At 71.6% G+C, this 17,151-nt stretch carries 15 protein-coding genes; 8 read left to right on the forward strand and 7 right to left on the reverse strand.

Going from position 1 to position 17,151, the window contains the following annotated elements; genetic code table 11:
- Nucleotides 1-88: 88 nt before the first annotated feature.
- Nucleotides 89-2,083, reverse strand: a complete 1,995-nt coding sequence (locus tag L2Z93_RS17820) for a hypothetical protein (RefSeq protein WP_090588755.1) — start codon at nt 2,081-2,083, stop codon at nt 89-91.
- Between the two features lie 190 nt (nt 2,084-2,273).
- On the opposite strand from L2Z93_RS17820, the gene L2Z93_RS17825 reads away from it, so the two are divergent.
- The 5 genes from L2Z93_RS17825 (at nt 2,274) to L2Z93_RS17845 (ending at nt 6,159) form a co-directional block, all read left to right on the forward strand.
- Nucleotides 2,274-2,840, forward strand: a complete 567-nt coding sequence (locus L2Z93_RS17825) for an RDD family protein (RefSeq protein WP_090588756.1) — start codon at nt 2,274-2,276, stop codon at nt 2,838-2,840.
- Nucleotides 2,837-3,688, forward strand: coding sequence for a DUF6777 domain-containing protein (locus L2Z93_RS17830; protein WP_090588757.1), 852 nt, complete (start codon nt 2,837-2,839; stop codon nt 3,686-3,688). Before L2Z93_RS17825 ends, L2Z93_RS17830 begins: the two co-directional genes overlap by 4 nt.
- A gap of 33 nt (nt 3,689-3,721) precedes the next feature.
- Nucleotides 3,722-5,359 (forward strand): DUF7937 domain-containing protein, encoded by a 1,638-nt coding sequence (locus L2Z93_RS17835; protein ID WP_090588758.1) that lies wholly within the window; start codon nt 3,722-3,724, stop codon nt 5,357-5,359.
- A 4-nt stretch (nt 5,360-5,363) separates the two neighbouring features.
- Complete coding sequence (locus tag L2Z93_RS17840; RefSeq protein WP_234786103.1) at nt 5,364-5,681, forward strand: hypothetical protein; 318 nt, start codon at nt 5,364-5,366, stop codon at nt 5,679-5,681.
- Between the two features lie 121 nt (nt 5,682-5,802).
- Nucleotides 5,803-6,159, forward strand: coding sequence for a hypothetical protein (locus L2Z93_RS17845; RefSeq protein WP_090588759.1), 357 nt, complete (start codon nt 5,803-5,805; stop codon nt 6,157-6,159).
- Between the two features lie 454 nt (nt 6,160-6,613).
- Here the strand turns inward: L2Z93_RS17845 and L2Z93_RS17850 are convergent, their stop codons facing one another.
- The 3 genes from L2Z93_RS17850 to L2Z93_RS17860 all read right to left on the reverse strand — a co-directional run bounded on the left by L2Z93_RS17850 (nt 6,614) and on the right by L2Z93_RS17860 (nt 10,698).
- Nucleotides 6,614-7,984, reverse strand: coding sequence for a wax ester/triacylglycerol synthase domain-containing protein (locus L2Z93_RS17850; protein ID WP_090588760.1), 1,371 nt, complete (start codon nt 7,982-7,984; stop codon nt 6,614-6,616).
- A gap of 94 nt (nt 7,985-8,078) precedes the next feature.
- Nucleotides 8,079-9,941, reverse strand: coding sequence for an Hsp70 family protein (locus tag L2Z93_RS17855; protein ID WP_090588761.1), 1,863 nt, complete (start codon nt 9,939-9,941; stop codon nt 8,079-8,081).
- Between the two features lie 100 nt (nt 9,942-10,041).
- Complete coding sequence (locus L2Z93_RS17860; RefSeq protein WP_090588762.1) at nt 10,042-10,698, reverse strand: L,D-transpeptidase family protein; 657 nt, start codon at nt 10,696-10,698, stop codon at nt 10,042-10,044.
- A 100-nt stretch (nt 10,699-10,798) separates the two neighbouring features.
- Here L2Z93_RS17860 and L2Z93_RS17865 point away from each other — a divergent pair, with 100 nt between their 5' ends.
- A complete protein-coding gene (locus L2Z93_RS17865) occupies nt 10,799-11,731 on the forward strand; it encodes a hypothetical protein (RefSeq protein WP_090588763.1) in 933 nt (310 codons plus the stop codon).
- A gap of 32 nt (nt 11,732-11,763) precedes the next feature.
- A complete protein-coding gene (locus L2Z93_RS17870; RefSeq protein ID WP_090588764.1) occupies nt 11,764-13,275 on the forward strand; it encodes a bifunctional phosphatase PAP2/diacylglycerol kinase family protein in 1,512 nt (503 codons plus the stop codon).
- Here L2Z93_RS17870 and L2Z93_RS17875 read toward each other — a convergent pair.
- The gene (locus L2Z93_RS17875; RefSeq protein WP_090588765.1) at nt 13,229-13,912 is read right to left on the reverse strand and encodes a phosphatase PAP2 family protein; all 684 of its coding nucleotides are present in this window, start codon (nt 13,910-13,912) and stop codon (nt 13,229-13,231) included. The genes L2Z93_RS17870 and L2Z93_RS17875 overlap by 47 nt on opposite strands.
- Nucleotides 13,909-14,676, reverse strand: a complete 768-nt coding sequence (locus tag L2Z93_RS17880) for a trans-aconitate 2-methyltransferase (protein WP_090588766.1) — start codon at nt 14,674-14,676, stop codon at nt 13,909-13,911. The genes L2Z93_RS17875 and L2Z93_RS17880 overlap by 4 nt, the downstream gene beginning before the upstream one ends.
- 128 nt (nt 14,677-14,804) lie before the next feature.
- On the opposite strand from L2Z93_RS17880, the gene L2Z93_RS17885 reads away from it, so the two are divergent.
- Nucleotides 14,805-15,959, forward strand: a complete 1,155-nt coding sequence (locus L2Z93_RS17885) for an alpha/beta hydrolase (protein ID WP_090588924.1) — start codon at nt 14,805-14,807, stop codon at nt 15,957-15,959.
- A gap of 222 nt (nt 15,960-16,181) precedes the next feature.
- Here L2Z93_RS17885 and eccE read toward each other — a convergent pair whose 3' ends face one another.
- The gene (gene eccE / locus L2Z93_RS17890; RefSeq protein WP_234786122.1) at nt 16,182-17,150 is read right to left on the reverse strand and encodes a type VII secretion protein EccE; all 969 of its coding nucleotides are present in this window, start codon (nt 17,148-17,150) and stop codon (nt 16,182-16,184) included.
- Nucleotide 17,151 lies beyond the last annotated feature (1 nt).

Below are 17,151 nucleotides of genomic sequence, written 5' to 3' on the forward strand. Positions count from 1 at the left end.
ACGACGTCACTGAGAGCGCCGCACACCGGTTCACAGCCGACGCCGTCACATCCCGGTCAACGCCGGAGCAAGATCACTCCCGGCGCGGTCACCCGCCGAAGGAGAAATCGGGCAGTTCGAAGATCCCGGAGTCCGTGCTCGACGAGCTCGAGCCCGACGAATCCGACGACGACGAGCCCGAGGAATCCGAGGACGACGCCGGCGGCTCGACCGGCGTCACCGGCTCCTGCACGGGAGCCTGGGCCGGCTCCTGCACCGGGGCTTGGACCGGCTCCTGCACGGGCGCTTGGACCGGCTCCTGAACCGGTGCGGGCTGCACGGGTTCGGGAACGGTCTGCACAGGCTGCTGCGGCTGCGCGTCCGAGCTGCCGGAACCGTCCGACGAGCTGGCGGGCGCGCTGGTCGGCGCGGGCACGCTGCTGGGCTCCGGCGCGGCGGCGCTGGTGGGCGCGGGGGCCTGGGTCGTCTCCGGGGCGCTGCTGGGCTCCGCCGACGGCCGGGACCGCTCGCTGGGCTTCGGCGATTCGCTCGTCTGCGGTTCTTCGCTGGGCGTCGGGGTCGACGACGTCGACCGCTCGCTCGGCTTCGTCTGCTCGCTCGATGTGGCCGACTCACTCGGCTTGGTTTCCTCGCTGGAGGTCGCCGATTCGCTGGAGGTAGCCGACTCGCTGGGCTTGGCCGGCGCGCTGGTGGTGGATTCGCCGCTGGGCGTGGCCTCGTCGCTGGGGGTGACCGAATCGCTGGGATCGACCCCGGTGGAGCCATCCGTGCCGTCGTCGTCGGGCAGCACGACGTCCTCGTCGACCGGCGGTTTCGGCTTCGGCTTGGGCGCGAAGATGTCGGTGACGTTGTTGACGGTCTCCAGCACGGTCGGGATGTGCTGGGTGTGGCGCAGCGCCTGACCGATGATCAGCGGCGTCCAGATGTCGGCGCCGGGATTGACCGCGGCGGGGGCGGTGACGCCGGGGATCGTCGCGGCGGGGATCGGCGCGCCGTTGCCGACGGTCATCGCGCCGTCGGGGAAGACCCGCACGGTCTGCGTGGCGGCGTTGGTGGCGAGGTTCGAGCTGCGGCTCAGCGCCACCGGTTGGAACGTGCGCACCGCTTCGGTCGCGTTCGGCGGCGGCAGCTCCTCGACCATGGTCCAGGCCGGGCCGTCGGGTTGCACGCCCTGACCGGGCGCCATCGGGAAGTACTTGCCGGGAACGGCGTCCTGCTGCAGCCGGATCGCCTGCTCCGACGCCGTCGGCCGGACGCTCACGGCGACCGTGACGGCCAGCAGGGCGCATCCGACGATCACCACCCCCGCGACCATGCTGCCCAGCAGCAGCGGGCCGCGGGTGCTGCCCGGTTCGTCGTCGGCGACATCCTCCAGGTAATCGACGTCGTCGGGCGGCGGGAAGTCGTAGTCGGCGACGGGCGTTCCGCCGTCCGCCTGCGAGTACGCCAGGTCGTTCTGCTCGGTGTTCGATTTCGCGTCGACCGGAATGGCGTAGGTGCCCTCGGGGTCCGTCGGGGCGGCCGGCGCGAGTCCGGTCGGCGCGTCCGCGGCCAGCGCGTCGGTTGCCGGGGCCAGCCCGGTCGCATCCGGATCCAGCGCGTCGGTCACCGGCGCCAAGCCCGTCACTTCGGGATCGGCGGCCGGGGCCAGCCCGGTGGCCTCGGGATCGGTGACCGGCGCCAAGCCGGTGGCCTCCGGATCCACCGCGGGGGCCAATCCGGTGGCGGCCTGCAGCGCCGCGGTCCGGGCTGCCCCGAGCGCCAGTTCGCCGGTCTCGCCGGCGGCCGCCAGCGCGTCGGCGCGGGGCACCGACACCACGTTCGCCAGCCCGGCGGTGACGAATTCGCCACTCAGCCGCTCGGCGAGGTCGGCGTCCGAGCAGACCAGCCGGGTGGTGACCAGCCGGTGCCCGCCCTCGGCGACGATCCGATTGGTGTCGGCGACCTGGGTGACCAACGCGGACAGCGGCTGCCCGAGCAGGTCGACGTCGGCTTGGTCGATGAGTGTGACTCCGTCGGAGGCGTCGAGCATCGCAATGCGACCCCGGCTGCCCTCAACCGACACACCGAGCATGAGTTCCATGCAGTTCGCCCCTCGCAACCGACCGCCTGACGCGGTTCACGTCTTCGGTTTCACTGTAGTCCGGGCGGGCTCGGCGCACTTTGCCCGCTGCTTTGAGTTTTCGTCCCCGCAGCCCGGCTTGTTACCGGCGAGGAACCCGTCAAACTAGGGTTTGCCGGAAAGCCCCGATCGAAAGGCGTCACCGCACACCATGTCCGAGCTCTCGCAGGCACGCTGGTGCGCGCAGTGCGGGGCTGCGCTGGGGCACACCGAGCTGTATTGCCCGTCCTGCGGCGCCGAAACCGGCACCTCACAGCTCCCGGCCGACGGCATCCGCCCGGCCGGCCGGTCGGTGCGGTGCGCCGCCTACCTGATGGACGTCGCCGCGATGATCGTCCCGGCGTTCCCCCTGTCGATCACGGCCGCGCTGCTGGATGTGCCCGAGGTGGTCTCCATGGTGGTGCCGCTGGCGTTCGTGGCGGTCTGGCTGTGGATGCAGATCTGGCTGGGGCTGATGGGCCAGTCCGCAGGCAAGGCGATGCTCGGTCTGCGGCTGGTCAACGCCGACAATCGCCCGCCCGGATTCGGTCCGACGGTGCTGCGCAGCCTGATCTTCGTCGGCACCCTGGGGTTGGCGGCGTTGCCGATGCTGGCCAGCCCCACTCCCCGGCCAGGCCTGCACGACCGGCTGACCGGTTTGACGGTCATCGACGTCGCGGCCGGAGCCAACCCGCTCGGGGACCGGCCGCACCCGGCGCTGCGGAAGGCCCAGCCATGACGACCCCGGTGACCAATCCCCGCGCGCCGGTGATCCTGGCCATGTCCGCGCTGGCGCTGACGGTGCTGGTGTTGACCGCGCTGGTGACCGTCGTGCTCAGCTACGGGCCCGAGCAGCCCGAGGCCGCGCCCGAGCCGGAGGCCGTGCTGATCGGGGTCAACGCGGTCAGTGAGCCGTTCACCTCGTCGGTGCTGAGCACCGCGGTGCTGCTGTCGGAACCGGCGCAGGCCAAGGCAGCCGAGTTGCGCCAGCAGCTGCCAGTCTCGCCGCGGCGCGGGGTGCGCCCGGCTTCGGGTCGTCAGCCCGGCCTGTACGGCGTCGGCGCCGTCGCCCCGTGCGACGTGGTGGCGCTGGCCAACGACCTGGACGCCAATCCCGGGACGGCCACACCGTGGGGCCTGGCGCTGGGCCTGACGCCCGAGCAGCTGCCGTTCTACCTGAACACGCTGACTCCGGTGGTGCTGCTCAACGACAGTTGGGTCACCCTGCACACGCCGTCCGGGCCCGAACAGGCGGTGCTGGCCGCGGGCACCGCGGTGCTGGTCGACGCGCTCGGCGTGCCCCGGACGCACTGCGCCTCCGGTTCCCCGCTGAGCCCGCCGGTCGACGCCGACCTGGGTGGCTACCGGCTGACCGGCACGACCTGGGACTACTTCGCCCGCACCGAGGTCGTCGTCGTCAAATACGCGGCCGAGGACCACGCCGGCCCGGTCACCGAGTTCACCCTGCTCAATATCGACGACGGGCAGCAGGTGACCCGTCCGGTGGGCCGCAGCATCGACCTGGGCGGCGAGACGAAACCACTTCCGGACCCCGCGGTCATGAACATCGCTTTCCAGCCGCGCTAGCCTACGAATATCGACAACCCAAGGGGCACCCTCGTGCACGAGACAACGACGCCGAACCGGCGGCCCGACGCCATCCGGGACGGCCTCGGCGCGGCGTTCGCGCTGCTGGCGCTGCTGCTGCCGTGGAACGTCCGGTTCGGATTGACCATCGAGGGCAGCGCGCACTGGATGTTCGCGCTGCTGATCATCGCGACGCTGGGAGTCTGGGCCTCGGCGCTGATCACCCATCGTCGGCTCGGTGAGGACGCGCAGCCCGAAAGTCTGTCCCGGCTGCGGTTGCTGCTGAGCACCCCGTATCTGCTGCTGGCCACCGCGGCGGTGCTGTTCAGCCTGATCGGGTCGATCGCGCTGGGCGGCAGCGGTGTCGTCGCCCCGGGCGTCGGTCCGGGAGTCTGGTTCGGCGTCGCCGGAGCGTTGCTGTGCGCGCAGCCGGTGTTCGGCGGCGGGACGACGTCGGGCCGCTGGTCGCGCAGCGCCCGGATGATCACCGACGTGTCCGTCGGCCTGGCGGTGCTGGCGGTGCTGTTCACGCTGTACTGGCGGCTGCGACGGGTGGTCCCGGACATCGTCGCCGGCGAGGCGGTCGGCCAGAACCTGGCCGTGACGGTGGCCTTCCTGCTCTACAGCGCGGTCGCGCTGGCGCCGATCCTGGTGGCCGCCCGCTGGATGCGTTCCGGCGAGGAGTCCGACCGATTGGTGGTCACCCTGCTGGGCGCGTCCACGCTGGTGGCCGGCGCCCTGGTGTGGTGGCTGCCGACCGGCCGCGAGATCGACGGCTTCCACGGCATCGCGCAGAACACCGGCGTGGCGACGGTCGGGTTCCAGGGTTACCTGGCCTGGGTCGCGGTGGCGGCCATCGTCGGACCACTGGCGTTGCTGCGGGCGGTCGGCCGGTCCGCGTCGGGAAACCTGGCCTGGCAGAACGCGACCCGCAAGGCGCTGCTGCTGATCGCGGTGTGGTCGGCGGGCTCGGCCATCCTGCGGATCACCGACCTGGTGACCGCCGGCACGTTGGGGCTGCCGGTCATGCCGTTCGACCAGACCGCGATGCTGGCATTCGACGCGCTCACCGCGCTGCTGGCCGGCTGGGTCGCGCGCAACGGCTATGACAGCCTGCCGAAGCTCGGGATGCGGGCGGTGCTGGTCGGACTGGTCACCCTGACGGTGTGCCGGGTGGTGCTCGGCATCGTCCTGGTGCCGCGGGTCGAGTCCTTCGCACCGACCGAGTACGACGACATCTTCGGCAACGACCTCTACCAGCAGATCACCTCGACGTTCGACGTGGTGTTGTGTGTGCTCGCCGCCGCGGTGCTGGGCCTGGCGCTGACGGTTCTGGGTCGCAGCCCCCGCAAACGCGTCACCGCGGGTGCGGGTGCGCGTCGTACTGCTCCGGCAGGCGCGCCCGGTTCTTCCGCGGCTTCCCCGGCCCCGGCTGCGTCGGCCGCAGCTGCGTCGGCCCCAGCTGCGCCGGCCCCAGCTGCGTCGGCCGCGCCACCTGTGTCGCGGACCGCCGAGCAGCCACGGATCGCCGGTCCCGCCATCGCCCGCCCGGCCGTGAGTTCCCAATCCGAACCCTCTGCGCCACAAGCGGATTCGCCGGCGAGCCTGCCCGAGGACGATGCGCCCCGGATCGCCGGACCGAAGATCGCCCGGCCTACCGAGACGGAGTGAGGCGATGACCGAATTGGTGACCCTGCACAACGGCGCCACCGTGGCCGAACTGGCCGACGGTTCCACCGTGGTCTCCATGCCCGACGGCAGCACCGTCATCACGGTGCTGGGCCGCACCTGGCGGGGCCACCGCCGCACCATCGGGGTGTTCTCCAGCACCGACGGTCAGTCTCGCTGGATTCCCGCGGTGGACGCGAACACCATGGCGGTGATCGGCACGGCGACGGGGTTCGTGGCCGCGCTGATCGGAACGCTCGCGGTATTGAGGCGGCCGCCGTGGCCGGACCTATCCGCCAGAACCAGCTTTGAGCGGCGAAAATAGAGCTTCCTTTGCAGAACTGACGCGGCGCTACGGTTTTGAGTTGCACTGCTACGGTTTATCTGTCATAGTTGCCGCATCAGCGCAGCGGAACACGCGGCGCACCGGCAACAAGGAGACCGACATGAGCGCCGCAGCCACCCTCGCCCAGACCGTCGATTCCTCGGATTCGACCAGTTCGGACCGCATTGAGCCGCAGTTCCGGATCGAACTCGTCCGGCACATCGGCCTGGTCCTCACGAGCTACACCGAGCGCTACAGTTTCACCGGCAGTTACCGCGAATGCCAGGACGAGATCGATTTTGTTCAGCGGCAGAACCGTCGCACCGGGTGGTGGAGCCCCCGGTCGGCCTACCGCGACAACCCCGCCGCGCTGGCCGCCAACAACGCCGCCCGCACCGCGCTGGCCCGCGAAGCCGCCCGGGCTTTCGGGCACCCGTCGGCTTGGCGGCCCCAGAACGACGAGCTCGTCGCCGCCTGACGCGACGAGCGCTTCCGGATCATCGGTCCGCGTTCGCAGGGAGCTGACGGATGCGAGAGGTGGTGGCGGGACTGCTCATCGACTCAGAAACCAGGCACGCTTGTGAGAACTGGTGGCGGAACCGCCCATCGACTGAGAAGCCAGGCGCGCTTGTGAGAAACCACGGATGCGAGTGAGAGCTGAGGGCGGCCGCTCTGCGTCGAATGGAACGTGGTGGCGGCCACAAGACGCAAAACCGCCCTGGTGTTCCACACGACGGAGAACCGCCGCCGTGGCGTCTCACTGACCTACCTCATGTCTCAAATGCATCCCAGAGATCTCAGTCGATGAGGCGCCCGGCGTCATGTCCCCAAAAGCCTCCTTGAGGGGCCTCGCTCACGCCCAATCCGGCCCGCGAACACCGGGAACGGCGTGAACAGCGGGCCCGGGAACACCGGGAACACCGGCAACACAGCTACTCCCCCAGTGCGAGCACCTCGGCGAACCCCTCCACCAGGCAGCGGTGGAAAACATCGGCGTCGGGAACAGCTCCGGCGTCGACGTCGATGCCGAACGCGCAGGTGTCGACGTAGCTGAGCAGGGTGACGTTGACGGCGGCGCCGATCGTCGGGCCGAAGGCGAACTGCTCGACGACCCGCGCCCCGGCCAGGTACACCGGCACCGGGATGCCCGGCACATCGCTGGCCAGGAAGTCGACATTGGTCAGCACCGAGCCGAGGATCGGCCGCGGCACCAGGTTCAGCGCGCCGGCGATCAGCTGGGTGTAGGGCAGCGAGCGCTCGCCACGGACCCGTCGCACCCGGCGGTGGATCCGTTCGATCCGGCGGCCCGGATCCGGCTCGCCGGCCGGCACATCGAACCGCATCAGCGTTATGTGGTTGCCGCCCATGGCATCTGCCTCGGAACGCAGACTGATCGGCATCGTCAGGTGCAGATCGCCGATGGGCGAGTCGTGATGCTCGTGGTAGCGCCGCAGGCCGCCGGTCACCCCAGCCAGAAACGCGTCGTTGAGCGCCGCGCCGCGGGCGTGCGCCACCTCGCGCAGCACCGACAACGGCGCGGTGTGGGTGGACAGTTCACGCCGCAGCGTGCGCTCCCGCATCAGCGGTGAGCCCTTGCGGTTGATCGGGCGGACCGTGCGGTACACCGACGCGGCCGTCTCGGCCGCCGAACCCGCCGCACCCAGCGGATCCCGCAGACTGTCGGCCAGCAGCCGCGGCGCCGCGGTCAGCGCCCCGGTCAGCGCCGACCCCAGCAATCCCGCGCCGTAGCGCAGCGTCTCGCGGTACTCGCCCCAGCGGTCCAGCAGTCCGAGGGCGCCCGGTTCGTCGGGCAGTTCGGGCGTCGGCGCGTCCGCGGTCAGGTCGAACAACAGCATCCCGATCTGCACGCCGCCCATCCCGTCGGTCAGCGCGTGATGCAGCTTGATGATCAGCGCGGATCGGCCCTCGGGCAGGCCGTCGACCATGGTCACCCGCCACAGCGGACGGGCGGTGTCGAAGGATTCCATCGCCTCCACCCGGCACATCGCCAGCACCGTGTCGATATCGGAGGTCCCGGGTTCCGGCGCCGAAACCCGGCGCAGGTGGTAATCCAGGTCGAAGTCCTGATCGGGATCCCAGCGCGGCGGGGCCAGCACCGGGGACGCCACCACCTTCTGCCGGAACGCCGGCAGCACCCGGGTGATCCGGTCGAACCGCAGCCGCACCGCGTCCCAATCCGGCGTCTTGTCCAGGATCAGCAGGCTGACGATCGTCGAACGCAGCCGCGGATCAGCCTCCATGGCCCAGGTGAAAGCGTCCGCATTGGTCATGAACTCAGCCATCGATCCTCCTGCGCCCAACCTAAGGCCCGGCGCTGAAATCAACGGCGGTTTAGGACCTTTCGACGACGAACGGTCCCCCGATCGGTGACCGAAGTCAGCCCCCGCTGTGGTCGGGCACCTGGATCGGGATCGGGATCGGCAAGCCCGGGATGTTCAGATGCGTCGTCGTCATCCGCGTCGTGGTGGTCGTCGTCGGCACGGTCGTGGTCGTCGTCGGCTGCGTCGTCGTGGTGGTCGGCGGCGTGGTGGTGGGTTCCGGCGTGGTGGTCGTCGGCTCCGGAGTCGTGGTCGTGGGCTCCGGCGTCGTGGTGGTCGGCTCCGGAGGCGGCGGCTCCGCCGTCGTCGGCGGGGTCCACACCGTGGTCGGCGCCGGCGGCGGTGGCGGCGCGGGCTCCTCACTCGGCGGCGGGGGTGGCGGTTCTTCGCTGGTCACCGGTGGCGGTTCGACGGTGGTGGTGGGCGCCGGGGTGTCCTCGATGGGTTTGGCGTCGTTGGCCAGGTTGTAGACCACCGCGCCGAACGCGAACAACGCGACCACGCCGGCGCCCGCGACCGCCAGACCCGGTATCCGGGATCGGCGGGCCGGGGCCGCGACGATGGGCCCGTCGTCGTCGAAGTCGACGCGCGGACGCGCGCCGTCGGGGCGGTACGGGTTCTCCGCGGCGTCGTAGTCGCTCTGATAGTCCCCGCCCTGGTAGGGCAGCGGGTCGCCGATCGCGTCCGCGTCCTCCGACCAGGCCAGCGCCTGACGGGCCTGCGTGTCGCCGGCGGCGGGCGAGCTGGCGGTGCTGGCGTCGGCGACGGCCGGGGCCAGACCGGTGGCGGCGTCCGGGGCGACGGGCGCCAGGCCGGTGGCCGCATCGGGGGCCACCGGCGCGGGGCCGGTGGGGGCGTCGGCCGACGGGCCGCGGGCGGCCATCACCGCCGCGCCCACCGAGGCGCTCAGTTCCGGGTGCGGCGTGGTCAACACGGGCGCTTGGGACAGCTGCGAAATCTGCTGGGTGACAACGGGTATCGCGGCGCCGCCGCCGATGGTGGCGACCGCCGAAACGCGCGCCCACGGGATCCGATTGCGGTCCAGGTGCTGCTGCAGCGCGCCCAGCAAACCGGTCAACGGCTCGTCGATCAGCGCCTCGAGTTCGGCGCGGGTGAATCGCACCTCCCGCCGCACGCCCCCGCCGATGCCGGAGTCGACCACCAGTGTGGTCGCGGACTCCGCCGACAACCGTTCCTTGACCCGACGGCACTCCTCACGCAGGCCGGTCAGCGGGCCGACGGCCGCGGTCGCCGAGGTGTCCGCGCCCTGGCTTTCCAGGTCGGCCAGCACCGCGGCCAGCACACCGGTGTCGATCTGATCACCGGAGAAATCCGGGTGCCGCAGCGTCTCGCCGATCGGCGCCAGCCCGGCGCCCGCGTCGACCAGGGTGATGCTGGTTCCGCTGCCACCGAAGTCCAGCAGCGCCACCACTCCCGTCGCGGGCAGCCCCGGATTGGCCTGCAGCGCGACCAGGGCGGCCGTGGCGTCGGAGACCAACCGCGGCGGCTGACGGCCGGCGGCCAGTCGCCCACCGGCCAGCGCGCGTTCCAGCGCCCGCCGCGGACCCGGACCCCAGTGCGCGGGAACCGCGACGGTCACCGGCCCGACGGGCTGGCCGCCGGGCGCCGCCATCGTGGCCAGCGCGGCAGCCAGCAACGCCTCGGCCGGGTGGGTCGAACCGTCGATCGCCACCAGCGGCACCGGGTCACCCACGCGCTCGACGAAACCGCCCAGCACCAGGCCGCTTTCGGTCAACGCCGGATTCTCGGCAGGAGCGCCCACCTCGGGCGGACGGTTGCGGAACAGGGTCAAAATCGATCGGCGGGTGACCGGCGGGTCGCCCACCCGGGCGGCCACCAGGTTCGTCGTCCCGATCGACAGTCCGACCGGGCGCGCAACACCACCGGTCGGCCCACTCATTCGGCCCACCCTAACGACCGCGGCGCCCCGGGGCGCGTGCGACACCCACCGCTCAGGGAGTTCTCAAGGACCGCCGGGGTCGACGAGCGAACAGAGGGCACTACTTCGCGATGGCGATCACCGCGCCCGGGCGCAGCCACTGCAGGATCCGGGTCAGCGTGTTCGCGTCGATCGCGACGCAGCCGGCGGTCGGCCCGTCACCACTTTCGTGCAGGAAGAACGCACTGCCCTTGCCTGGGGCCCGCTGACTGTTGACGCCCATCACCACCGCGTGCCCGTACTCGGGGATGTCCAGGTTCTCCGACGGCGGACCGGTGTCGAAATCGCAGGCGTCGGAACTGCACACCTGCATGGAGTTGTAGGTCGGGCTGTTGACGTCGCCGCTCCACCAGTGATTCGAGCCGACCTGCACATACGGCAGCGCGGTGCCCGGATTCGCCTTGGTGCCGAACGCCGAGTTCAGCGTGAATACGCCCATCGGGGTCATCATCGAGCCCTCGTAGATATTCGGCGACATCCCCGCAGACCCGATCTGGGCCGGGATCGCGGCGGCGACCGGTTGCCAGCCCGCCGCGCCACGCTGCCAGACGTCCATCTTCGCCTCGGATCCGCCGACGCCGACCACCGAGATCACCTGGGTGGCGTTGCCGACCTGCGCGGCGAACCACGGCCGGTTGTCGGCCGTGGCGGGGCCGACGGTCAGCGCGGCCAGCAGCAGGACCGCAGCCGCGCAGCACATCGATCGCAGGGCAGACATCGGTCCATGGTCTCCGCCGCCGGATCAAAGGGTCAAGTCAAGGTTGAGTCACGGTCGAAGGTGAGTACCGCGCCGGCGTCCGCGGATCTACCATTCTGAGATGGCGCCGACCATCAACGCCGATGCGGTCCGGTACCTGGAATTGCTGGGGCTGCCGCCACCACCACCGATCCCGTCGGACCCGGTGTTGGCCGGCACGGTGCTGACCGAGTGGTGGGCCCAAGTGCTGCAGTTGGCCGCCAATTGGGGTGATCCGGCCGACCTGGAGCGCGCCGCCACCGAGCAGGCCGAGCGGGATTTGAAGGCGTCCGACGCGGCGGCGAAGTTCCCGGCCAATGAGGAGGCCTCCGCGCAGCGGATGGACGCCGTCACGCAGGGCCAGTCCGGTTCGGAGTTCGCCCAGCAGATCCCGCAGCTGATCAGCGGTCTGGTCGGCGGGATCACCGGTGGACTGGGCGGTCTGACGCAGCCGCTGAGCCAATTGCCCAGCCAGCTGGGCCAGTTCGGCCAGCAGTTGGCCGAGCAGGTGTCGGGTTCCGCAGAATCCCCGCAGGGCTACGACGAGTTGCTGCCGGAAGATCTGGGCAGCCTTGGTGAGCTGGGCGATCTGGGCGATCTGGGTGACCTCGGCCTGGGCGGCGACGAGGGGTCCGACGGCGCCTCCCCGGTCGGCGCCGCGCCGACCGCGATGCTCGGTCCGCCGCCAGCGCAGTCCGCTGCCACCGTCCCGACCTCGGCCCGGTCGTTGCCCGCGGTCACTCCCACTGCGTCGGCCCCGGCGCCGACGACGACGCCGGGTGTCGGCGGGATGCCGATGATGTCGCCGGGCCCGCTGGCGTCGGCCGCCGGGTCCACACCCGACGGCGCTCCGGCGACCAAACGGGTGAGCGCGCCGGCGGTCCGCAACGGCGCGCCGGTGCAGGGCCGGATCGACCTCCCGCCCAGCGCGCCCGCGGTCACCAAGCGGGTGGACGGCAAGGTGGTCGCCACCCGCCGGGTGGTGGCCAACCCACCGTCGTCCCCAGATGCCTGACCGAGGCGCGCCTCGCGGATAGGGTTTGCGCTATGGCACGCGCGCTGCAGAAAACCGGTGGATACCTGCGGAACACCCGCGGTTACCAGGAGATCACCCGAGGATTGGGCACCCTGGACCAGGAGATTTTCGACGCGGTGGCCGGCTCCGAAACCCCGCTGCTGGACGCGGTGCTGCCGCCGCTGACTCGGGCCGCAGACCACTCCAAACTCTGGATGGGCATCGCCGCGGCGCTGGCGGCGTCCGGCAAACCGTCGCTGCGCCGCGGCGCGGTTCGCGGCCTGATCACCCTTGGGGTCACCAGCCTGGTGGCCAATCAGGGCTCCAAGCGACTGCACCGCCGGGAGCGGCCGGGCCTCGCCTCGGTGCCGCTGCCGCGCCGGATTCGCCGTCGCTACCCGACGTCGAGTTCCTTCCCGTCCGGGCATTCGGCCAGCGCCGCCGCGTTCGCGCTGGGAGTGGGCCTGGAGAGTCCGCCGGCCGGGCTGGTGATCGGCGGCCTGGCCGGTCTGGTCGGGTTGTCGCGGATCTACACCGGCGCGCACTACCCCGGCGACGTGCTGGCCGGGTTCGGCATCGGCGCGACCATCGCGGTGCTGGGCGCCAAACTCGTTCCGCCGGTGGTGGAGGCCAAGCTGCCGCGCACCGAGCCATTGCTGGTCGACACGCCGGCGCGGCCCGACGGCGCCGGCGTGGTGCTGGTGGTCAACCCGGCGTCCGGCAGCGGCACCGGTGAGCGGGTGCTGCAGCAGGTCCGCGACGAGCTGCCGGCGGTCGAGATCGTCGAGCTCGGCCCGCAGGACGACGTGTCGCAGGTGCTCCGCTCGGCGGCCGCGCGCGCCGAGGTGCTCGGCATCGCCGGTGGTGACGGCACCGTCAGCGCCGCCGCGGCGGTCGCCCTCGAGGTGGGCAAACCGCTGGCGGTGTTCCCGGCCGGCACCTTCAACCATTTCGCCAAGGACATCGGCTGCCCCACCCCCGCGCGGACCATCGCCGCGATCCGGGCCGGCTCGGTGTCCAAGGTGGACCTGATCCGGCTCAACGGCACGAACATCATCGTCAACACCGCGAGCATCGGGGCCTACCCGCAATTCGTCGCCCGCCGGGAACGGCACGAGAAGCAGGTCGGCAAACCGCTGGCCGGCGCGTACGCGCTGTGGCAGACGATGCGCAACGAGCCGCCGGTGCGGATCCGCTACGACGACAAGACCGTCGAGACGTCGCTGTTCTTCATCGGCAATTCGATCTACCTGCCGTCGGGCTTCGCCCCGTCGGTGCGCTCCCGGATGGACGACGGTCTGATCGACGTCCGGATGCTGGAGGTCGGTCAGCCGTGGGCGCGGTTCCGCATCTTCGGCGCGCTGGTCCTGGGCCGGCTGACCCGCAGCAAGCTGTACCACGAGTTGCAGGTGCCGGAATTCTCCTTCGCCGCGGTCGACGGGCCCACCCCGGTCGCGCACGACGGCGAGGTGGGGGCCGCGCTGCCGGAGGCGACGTTCACGTCGCTGTATCGGGCGCTGCCGGTGTACCGCTGGCTGAGCTGACCGGCCCACCGCGGGCGCCCCGCGGCGGGCACAACCACAGGCACAGCGCCAGGTAGAGGTAGCCGAGCGCCCACCCGGCCAGCACATCGGAGGGGTGGTGCACGTTGAGCACCACCCGGCCCAGGCCGATCGCGACGACCAGGCCGATGCCCAGCCACACCACCGTGTTGCGCCACCGCGGCGGCACGTAGCGCCCGTACACGATCAGCAGGGCGAACACGATCACCAGCAAACCCAGGGCGTGCCCTGACGGGAACGACGTGTTGTGCGCGGACACCATCTGGGTGACCGGCCGGGGCCGGTCGCCCAGGGCCTTCGCCCCCTCGGTGACCAGCCCGCTGAGCTCCACGCTGAGCACCAGGAACCACGCCGTGGAAAAGTTGCGCCGCGCCAGCTCCCGGACGATGAGCACCAGCGCCAGCACGCGCAATGCCGTCGGCGAGAAGACGATGCAGAACACATCCCAGCCGGTCACCCACCACGGGCGACTGTCGGCGACCCGGACGAACAGGTTCAGCGCGGCGTCATCGGCCCGGTTCAGCCACTCCCAGTCCTGCGTCCAGCCGAGCCACAGCACGGCGTAGAGCACGGCGGCGGCCAGCAGCGAACCGGCGGTGAGAAGTCTGCGGCGAGTCACTCGCTCACCTGTGCCACCACGAACACCCGGCGGAACGGGAAGAACGTCGTCCCGTCCGGCCGCGCGGGGTACGCCTCGGCGAGCAGCGGGATGATCGCCCGGCGGAACTCCGCCCAGGCGTCTTCCGGCAGCCGGGCCCGCACATCGGTCAGCGCGGTGCCGGAGATCCAGTCCAGCACCGGAGTCTCGCCGCGCAGCTCATGGATGTAGGTGGTCTCCCAGGCGTCGGCGACGCAGCCCGCGTCGGTGAGCGCGGCGGCGTAACCGGCCGGGGTGTCCACGACCTCACCGGTGCGGAACGCCATATCGCGCAGCGCGTCGGCGAACTCGGGGTAGCCGGCGACGGTGCGCACGGCCCGGTGCGACGGCGCGTCGAAGTTGCCTGGCACCTGCATCGCGAGCCAGGATCCGGGCGCGAGTTCGCCGGCCCACCGGGTCAGCAGCTCGGTGTGGCCGGGGATCCACTGCAGCACCGCGTTGGCCAGCACGACATCGGTGTCCGGCGCGGGACGCCACTGCGCGACGTCGCCGAGCTGGGCGTCGACGCCGCGCTCGCGGGCGGCGGCCACCATCTCCGGGGAGCTGTCGATCGCCTCGATGGCGGCGTCGGGCCAGCGTCTCGGCAACGCCGCCGTCAGGTTCCCCGGGCCGCAGCCCAGGTCGACGACGCGCCGGGGTTCGGTGGCGCCGACGCGCGCGAGCAGGTCGAAGAACGGCCGACCGCGCTGGTCGGCGAAGGCCAGATAGCTGTCCGGATTCCACATGGCATCCATCGTCCCCGACGAGGGAAGGGTGCGGCGGTGTTCCCTCGGCCAGGCGCCTCCCGGCGATAGCATCGGGAACCGTGGCCGCCGAGCACGCCGTCGAAGATCCGCTGGAACCGCCGCTGCCGATGCCGGACGTGGCCGGCGGGGAGGCGACCGCCCGCGGGTTGCCCCGCCGGCAGGACCTGACGCTGCGACAGCGCGCGGTGGTGGACGCCTCCGCGGTGGCCGATCTGGGCCTTCGGACGGCGATCGCCTCGCTGGTCGGCGCGGCGATGCTGCCACCGGTGTTCGGCGCGCTGCTGGGCCGCGGGGAGCTCGCCGCGGAACGGCGCCGGCTGGAGTTCTTCGCCGAGGTGGCCGCCGCGGGTGACGCGGACCGGTCCTTCCCCGCCCCCGACGAGCCGCCGCGGGTCAGCGTGCGACCGGCCGCGCCGCTGGCCGAGTGGGTGGCGCACGGGCGGGTGGAGCAGATCCGGTTCGCCAGTGGCTTCCGGCCGCTGAACCCGGAGATGCGTTCGCTGTGGAGCGGGTTCGGGCGCAATAACACCGTCGCGGCGCAGCACTGGCGGCACAACGACGGGCCCCGGCCGACGCTGTGCGTCATCCACGGATTCCTGGGTTCGCCGTACCTGCTCAACGGCCTGTTCTTCTCGCTGCCGTGGTTCTTCCGTTCCGGGTACGACATCGTGCTCTACACCCTGCCGTTCCACGGGTCCCGCGCGGAGAAGGGTTCCCCGTTCAGCGGCTACGGGGTGTTCGCCAACGGCCTGTCCGGGTTCGCCGAGACGATGGGCCAGGCGGTCTTCGACTTCCGCTCGCTGCTGGACTACCTGGAGCACACCGGGGTGGACCGGGTGGCGCTGACCGGAATGTCGCTGGGCGGCTACACCTCGGCGCTGATCGCCAGCGCCGACCACCGGTTGCAGGCGGTGATCCCGAACGTCCCGGTGGTCGCGCCGGAACGGCTGCTGGACACCTGGTTTCCGGCGAATCGGCTGGTGTCCTTCGGGCGACTGGCCAACGGCATCAGCCGGGAGGCCGCCGACGCCGCCGCGGCGTTCCACTCACCGCTGAACTACCGACCGCAGCCGGCCAAGGATCGCCGGCTGATCATCACCGGGCTCGGCGACCGGCTGGCGCCGCCGGAGCACGCCGAGGAGCTGTGGCGGCACTGGGACCGCTGCGCGCTGCACTGGTTCCCCGGCAACCACGTCCTGCACGTCAGCCAGCCGGACTACCTGCGCCGGATGACCCGGTTCCTCGGCCCGGTGATGTTCTAGCGAGCTCCTTCGACGCGCCGAGCGTGCGCACAGGTCCGCATTCCGCGCCGAGCGTGCGCACGGGTCCGCATTTCCCCAGGACGCAGCGAACCTACGCGCACCCTCGCGGCCCAAAACGGACTTACGCGCACCCTCGCGCGAAAATACGGACCTACGCGCACCCTCGCGGCCCAAAACGGACCTACGCGCACCTTCGGCGCTGAAACCGTCCCCGGCCAGGTGTTAGACGCGGGCCGGCTCGTCGTCGCTGGCCGGCCAGGACAGCTCGCCGAGCAGCCCGGCCGAGCCGGACCGGCCGAGCAGTCGCTCGGTCGACATCGGGTGCAGCGCGTCCAGCGCGGCGCGTTGGCGGCCCCGCACCGCGGTCAGCCCGGCCAGCGGGCCGGCCGGATCCGGCTTGTCCTCGGAGCGGATCGCCGCGCCCACGGCCAGGCCGTCGGCGCTGATCTCGGCGACGGTCCAGATCTCCGGGGAGTCCAGTGCCCACAGTTCGGCCAGCACGTCGGACAGTTCGTCGTCGACCTTGACCGCGTAGCCGCTGACGAAGCCGCTGGAGCCGTCGGTGACGGTGCGCCAGCCCTCCTTGGCCTGCGGGCCCAGCAGTTCGGGCACATCCAGTCCGCCGGTGACCATGACGGCGTCCCAGCCGAGTTCGCGGAGGTGGTCGGCGAGCCGGCGGGCTGCGGCCTCGGCGGTGCGGCGCAGCGGCAGGTTCGACGAACGCGCCCGCAGCGCGGCGAGATTCGGTCCGGCGGCCATAGTCAGGCTGACGAAGGTGCTGCGCCGGGCCGGGGTGTCGCGGCTGGCGATCCGCACCGACTCGCACTGCACGCCGTAGCGGTCCAGGTAGTCGGCGATCAAGGTCAGCGGCAATTCCTGGGCCTCTTCGTCGTCGTCGGCGCGCACCTGCAGCACCGCGGTGGTGCGGGCTTCGGTCGGCGCGTGGTCGATCACCTCGTGGGCCCCCTCACCGCCACGGCGGGTCACCATGCCCAACCGGCGGGCGGCCATGGTGGTCAGGTGCTCACCCCGCCACCACGGCAGCAGCACCAGTGCGACGGCGATCGCGACGCCGAGCACCCAGCGCTGGGTGAGGGTGTGCCACGGGTAGGCCATCGCGGCGGGCGCCGCGAACAGCGCAACCAGGCTGATCCGGGCTGTTCCCGGCCAGACCATGGTGGGTCGGCGCATG

Source organism: Mycolicibacterium brumae (genome assembly GCF_025215495.1).
GTDB classification, from domain to species: domain Bacteria; phylum Actinomycetota; class Actinomycetes; order Mycobacteriales; family Mycobacteriaceae; genus Mycobacterium; species Mycobacterium brumae.

What these genes read in the sequence shown, in the direction of transcription:
- L2Z93_RS17845 (WP_090588759.1), top strand. Translation starts at nt 5,803, where the DNA reads ATGAGCGCCGCAGCCACCCTCGCCCAGACCGTCGATTCCTCGGATTCG.
- L2Z93_RS17820 (WP_090588755.1), bottom strand. Translation starts at nt 2,083, where the DNA reads ATGGAACTCATGCTCGGTGTGTCGGTTGAGGGCAGCCGGGGTCGCATT.
- L2Z93_RS17860 (WP_090588762.1), bottom strand. Translation starts at nt 10,698, where the DNA reads ATGTCTGCCCTGCGATCGATGTGCTGCGCGGCTGCGGTCCTGCTGCTG.
- L2Z93_RS17880 (WP_090588766.1), bottom strand. Translation starts at nt 14,676, where the DNA reads ATGTGGAATCCGGACAGCTATCTGGCCTTCGCCGACCAGCGCGGTCGG.
- L2Z93_RS17830 (WP_090588757.1), top strand. Translation starts at nt 2,837, where the DNA reads ATGACGACCCCGGTGACCAATCCCCGCGCGCCGGTGATCCTGGCCATG.
- L2Z93_RS17865 (WP_090588763.1), top strand. Translation starts at nt 10,799, where the DNA reads ATGGCGCCGACCATCAACGCCGATGCGGTCCGGTACCTGGAATTGCTG.
- L2Z93_RS17850 (WP_090588760.1), bottom strand. Translation starts at nt 7,984, where the DNA reads ATGGCTGAGTTCATGACCAATGCGGACGCTTTCACCTGGGCCATGGAG.
- L2Z93_RS17870 (WP_090588764.1), top strand. Translation starts at nt 11,764, where the DNA reads ATGGCACGCGCGCTGCAGAAAACCGGTGGATACCTGCGGAACACCCGC.
- L2Z93_RS17885 (WP_090588924.1), top strand. Translation starts at nt 14,805, where the DNA reads ATGCCGGACGTGGCCGGCGGGGAGGCGACCGCCCGCGGGTTGCCCCGC.
- eccE (WP_234786122.1), bottom strand. Translation starts at nt 17,150, where the DNA reads ATGCGCCGACCCACCATGGTCTGGCCGGGAACAGCCCGGATCAGCCTG.
- L2Z93_RS17825 (WP_090588756.1), top strand. Translation starts at nt 2,274, where the DNA reads ATGTCCGAGCTCTCGCAGGCACGCTGGTGCGCGCAGTGCGGGGCTGCG.
- L2Z93_RS17840 (WP_234786103.1), top strand. Translation starts at nt 5,364, where the DNA reads ATGACCGAATTGGTGACCCTGCACAACGGCGCCACCGTGGCCGAACTG.
- L2Z93_RS17855 (WP_090588761.1), bottom strand. Translation starts at nt 9,941, where the DNA reads ATGAGTGGGCCGACCGGTGGTGTTGCGCGCCCGGTCGGACTGTCGATC.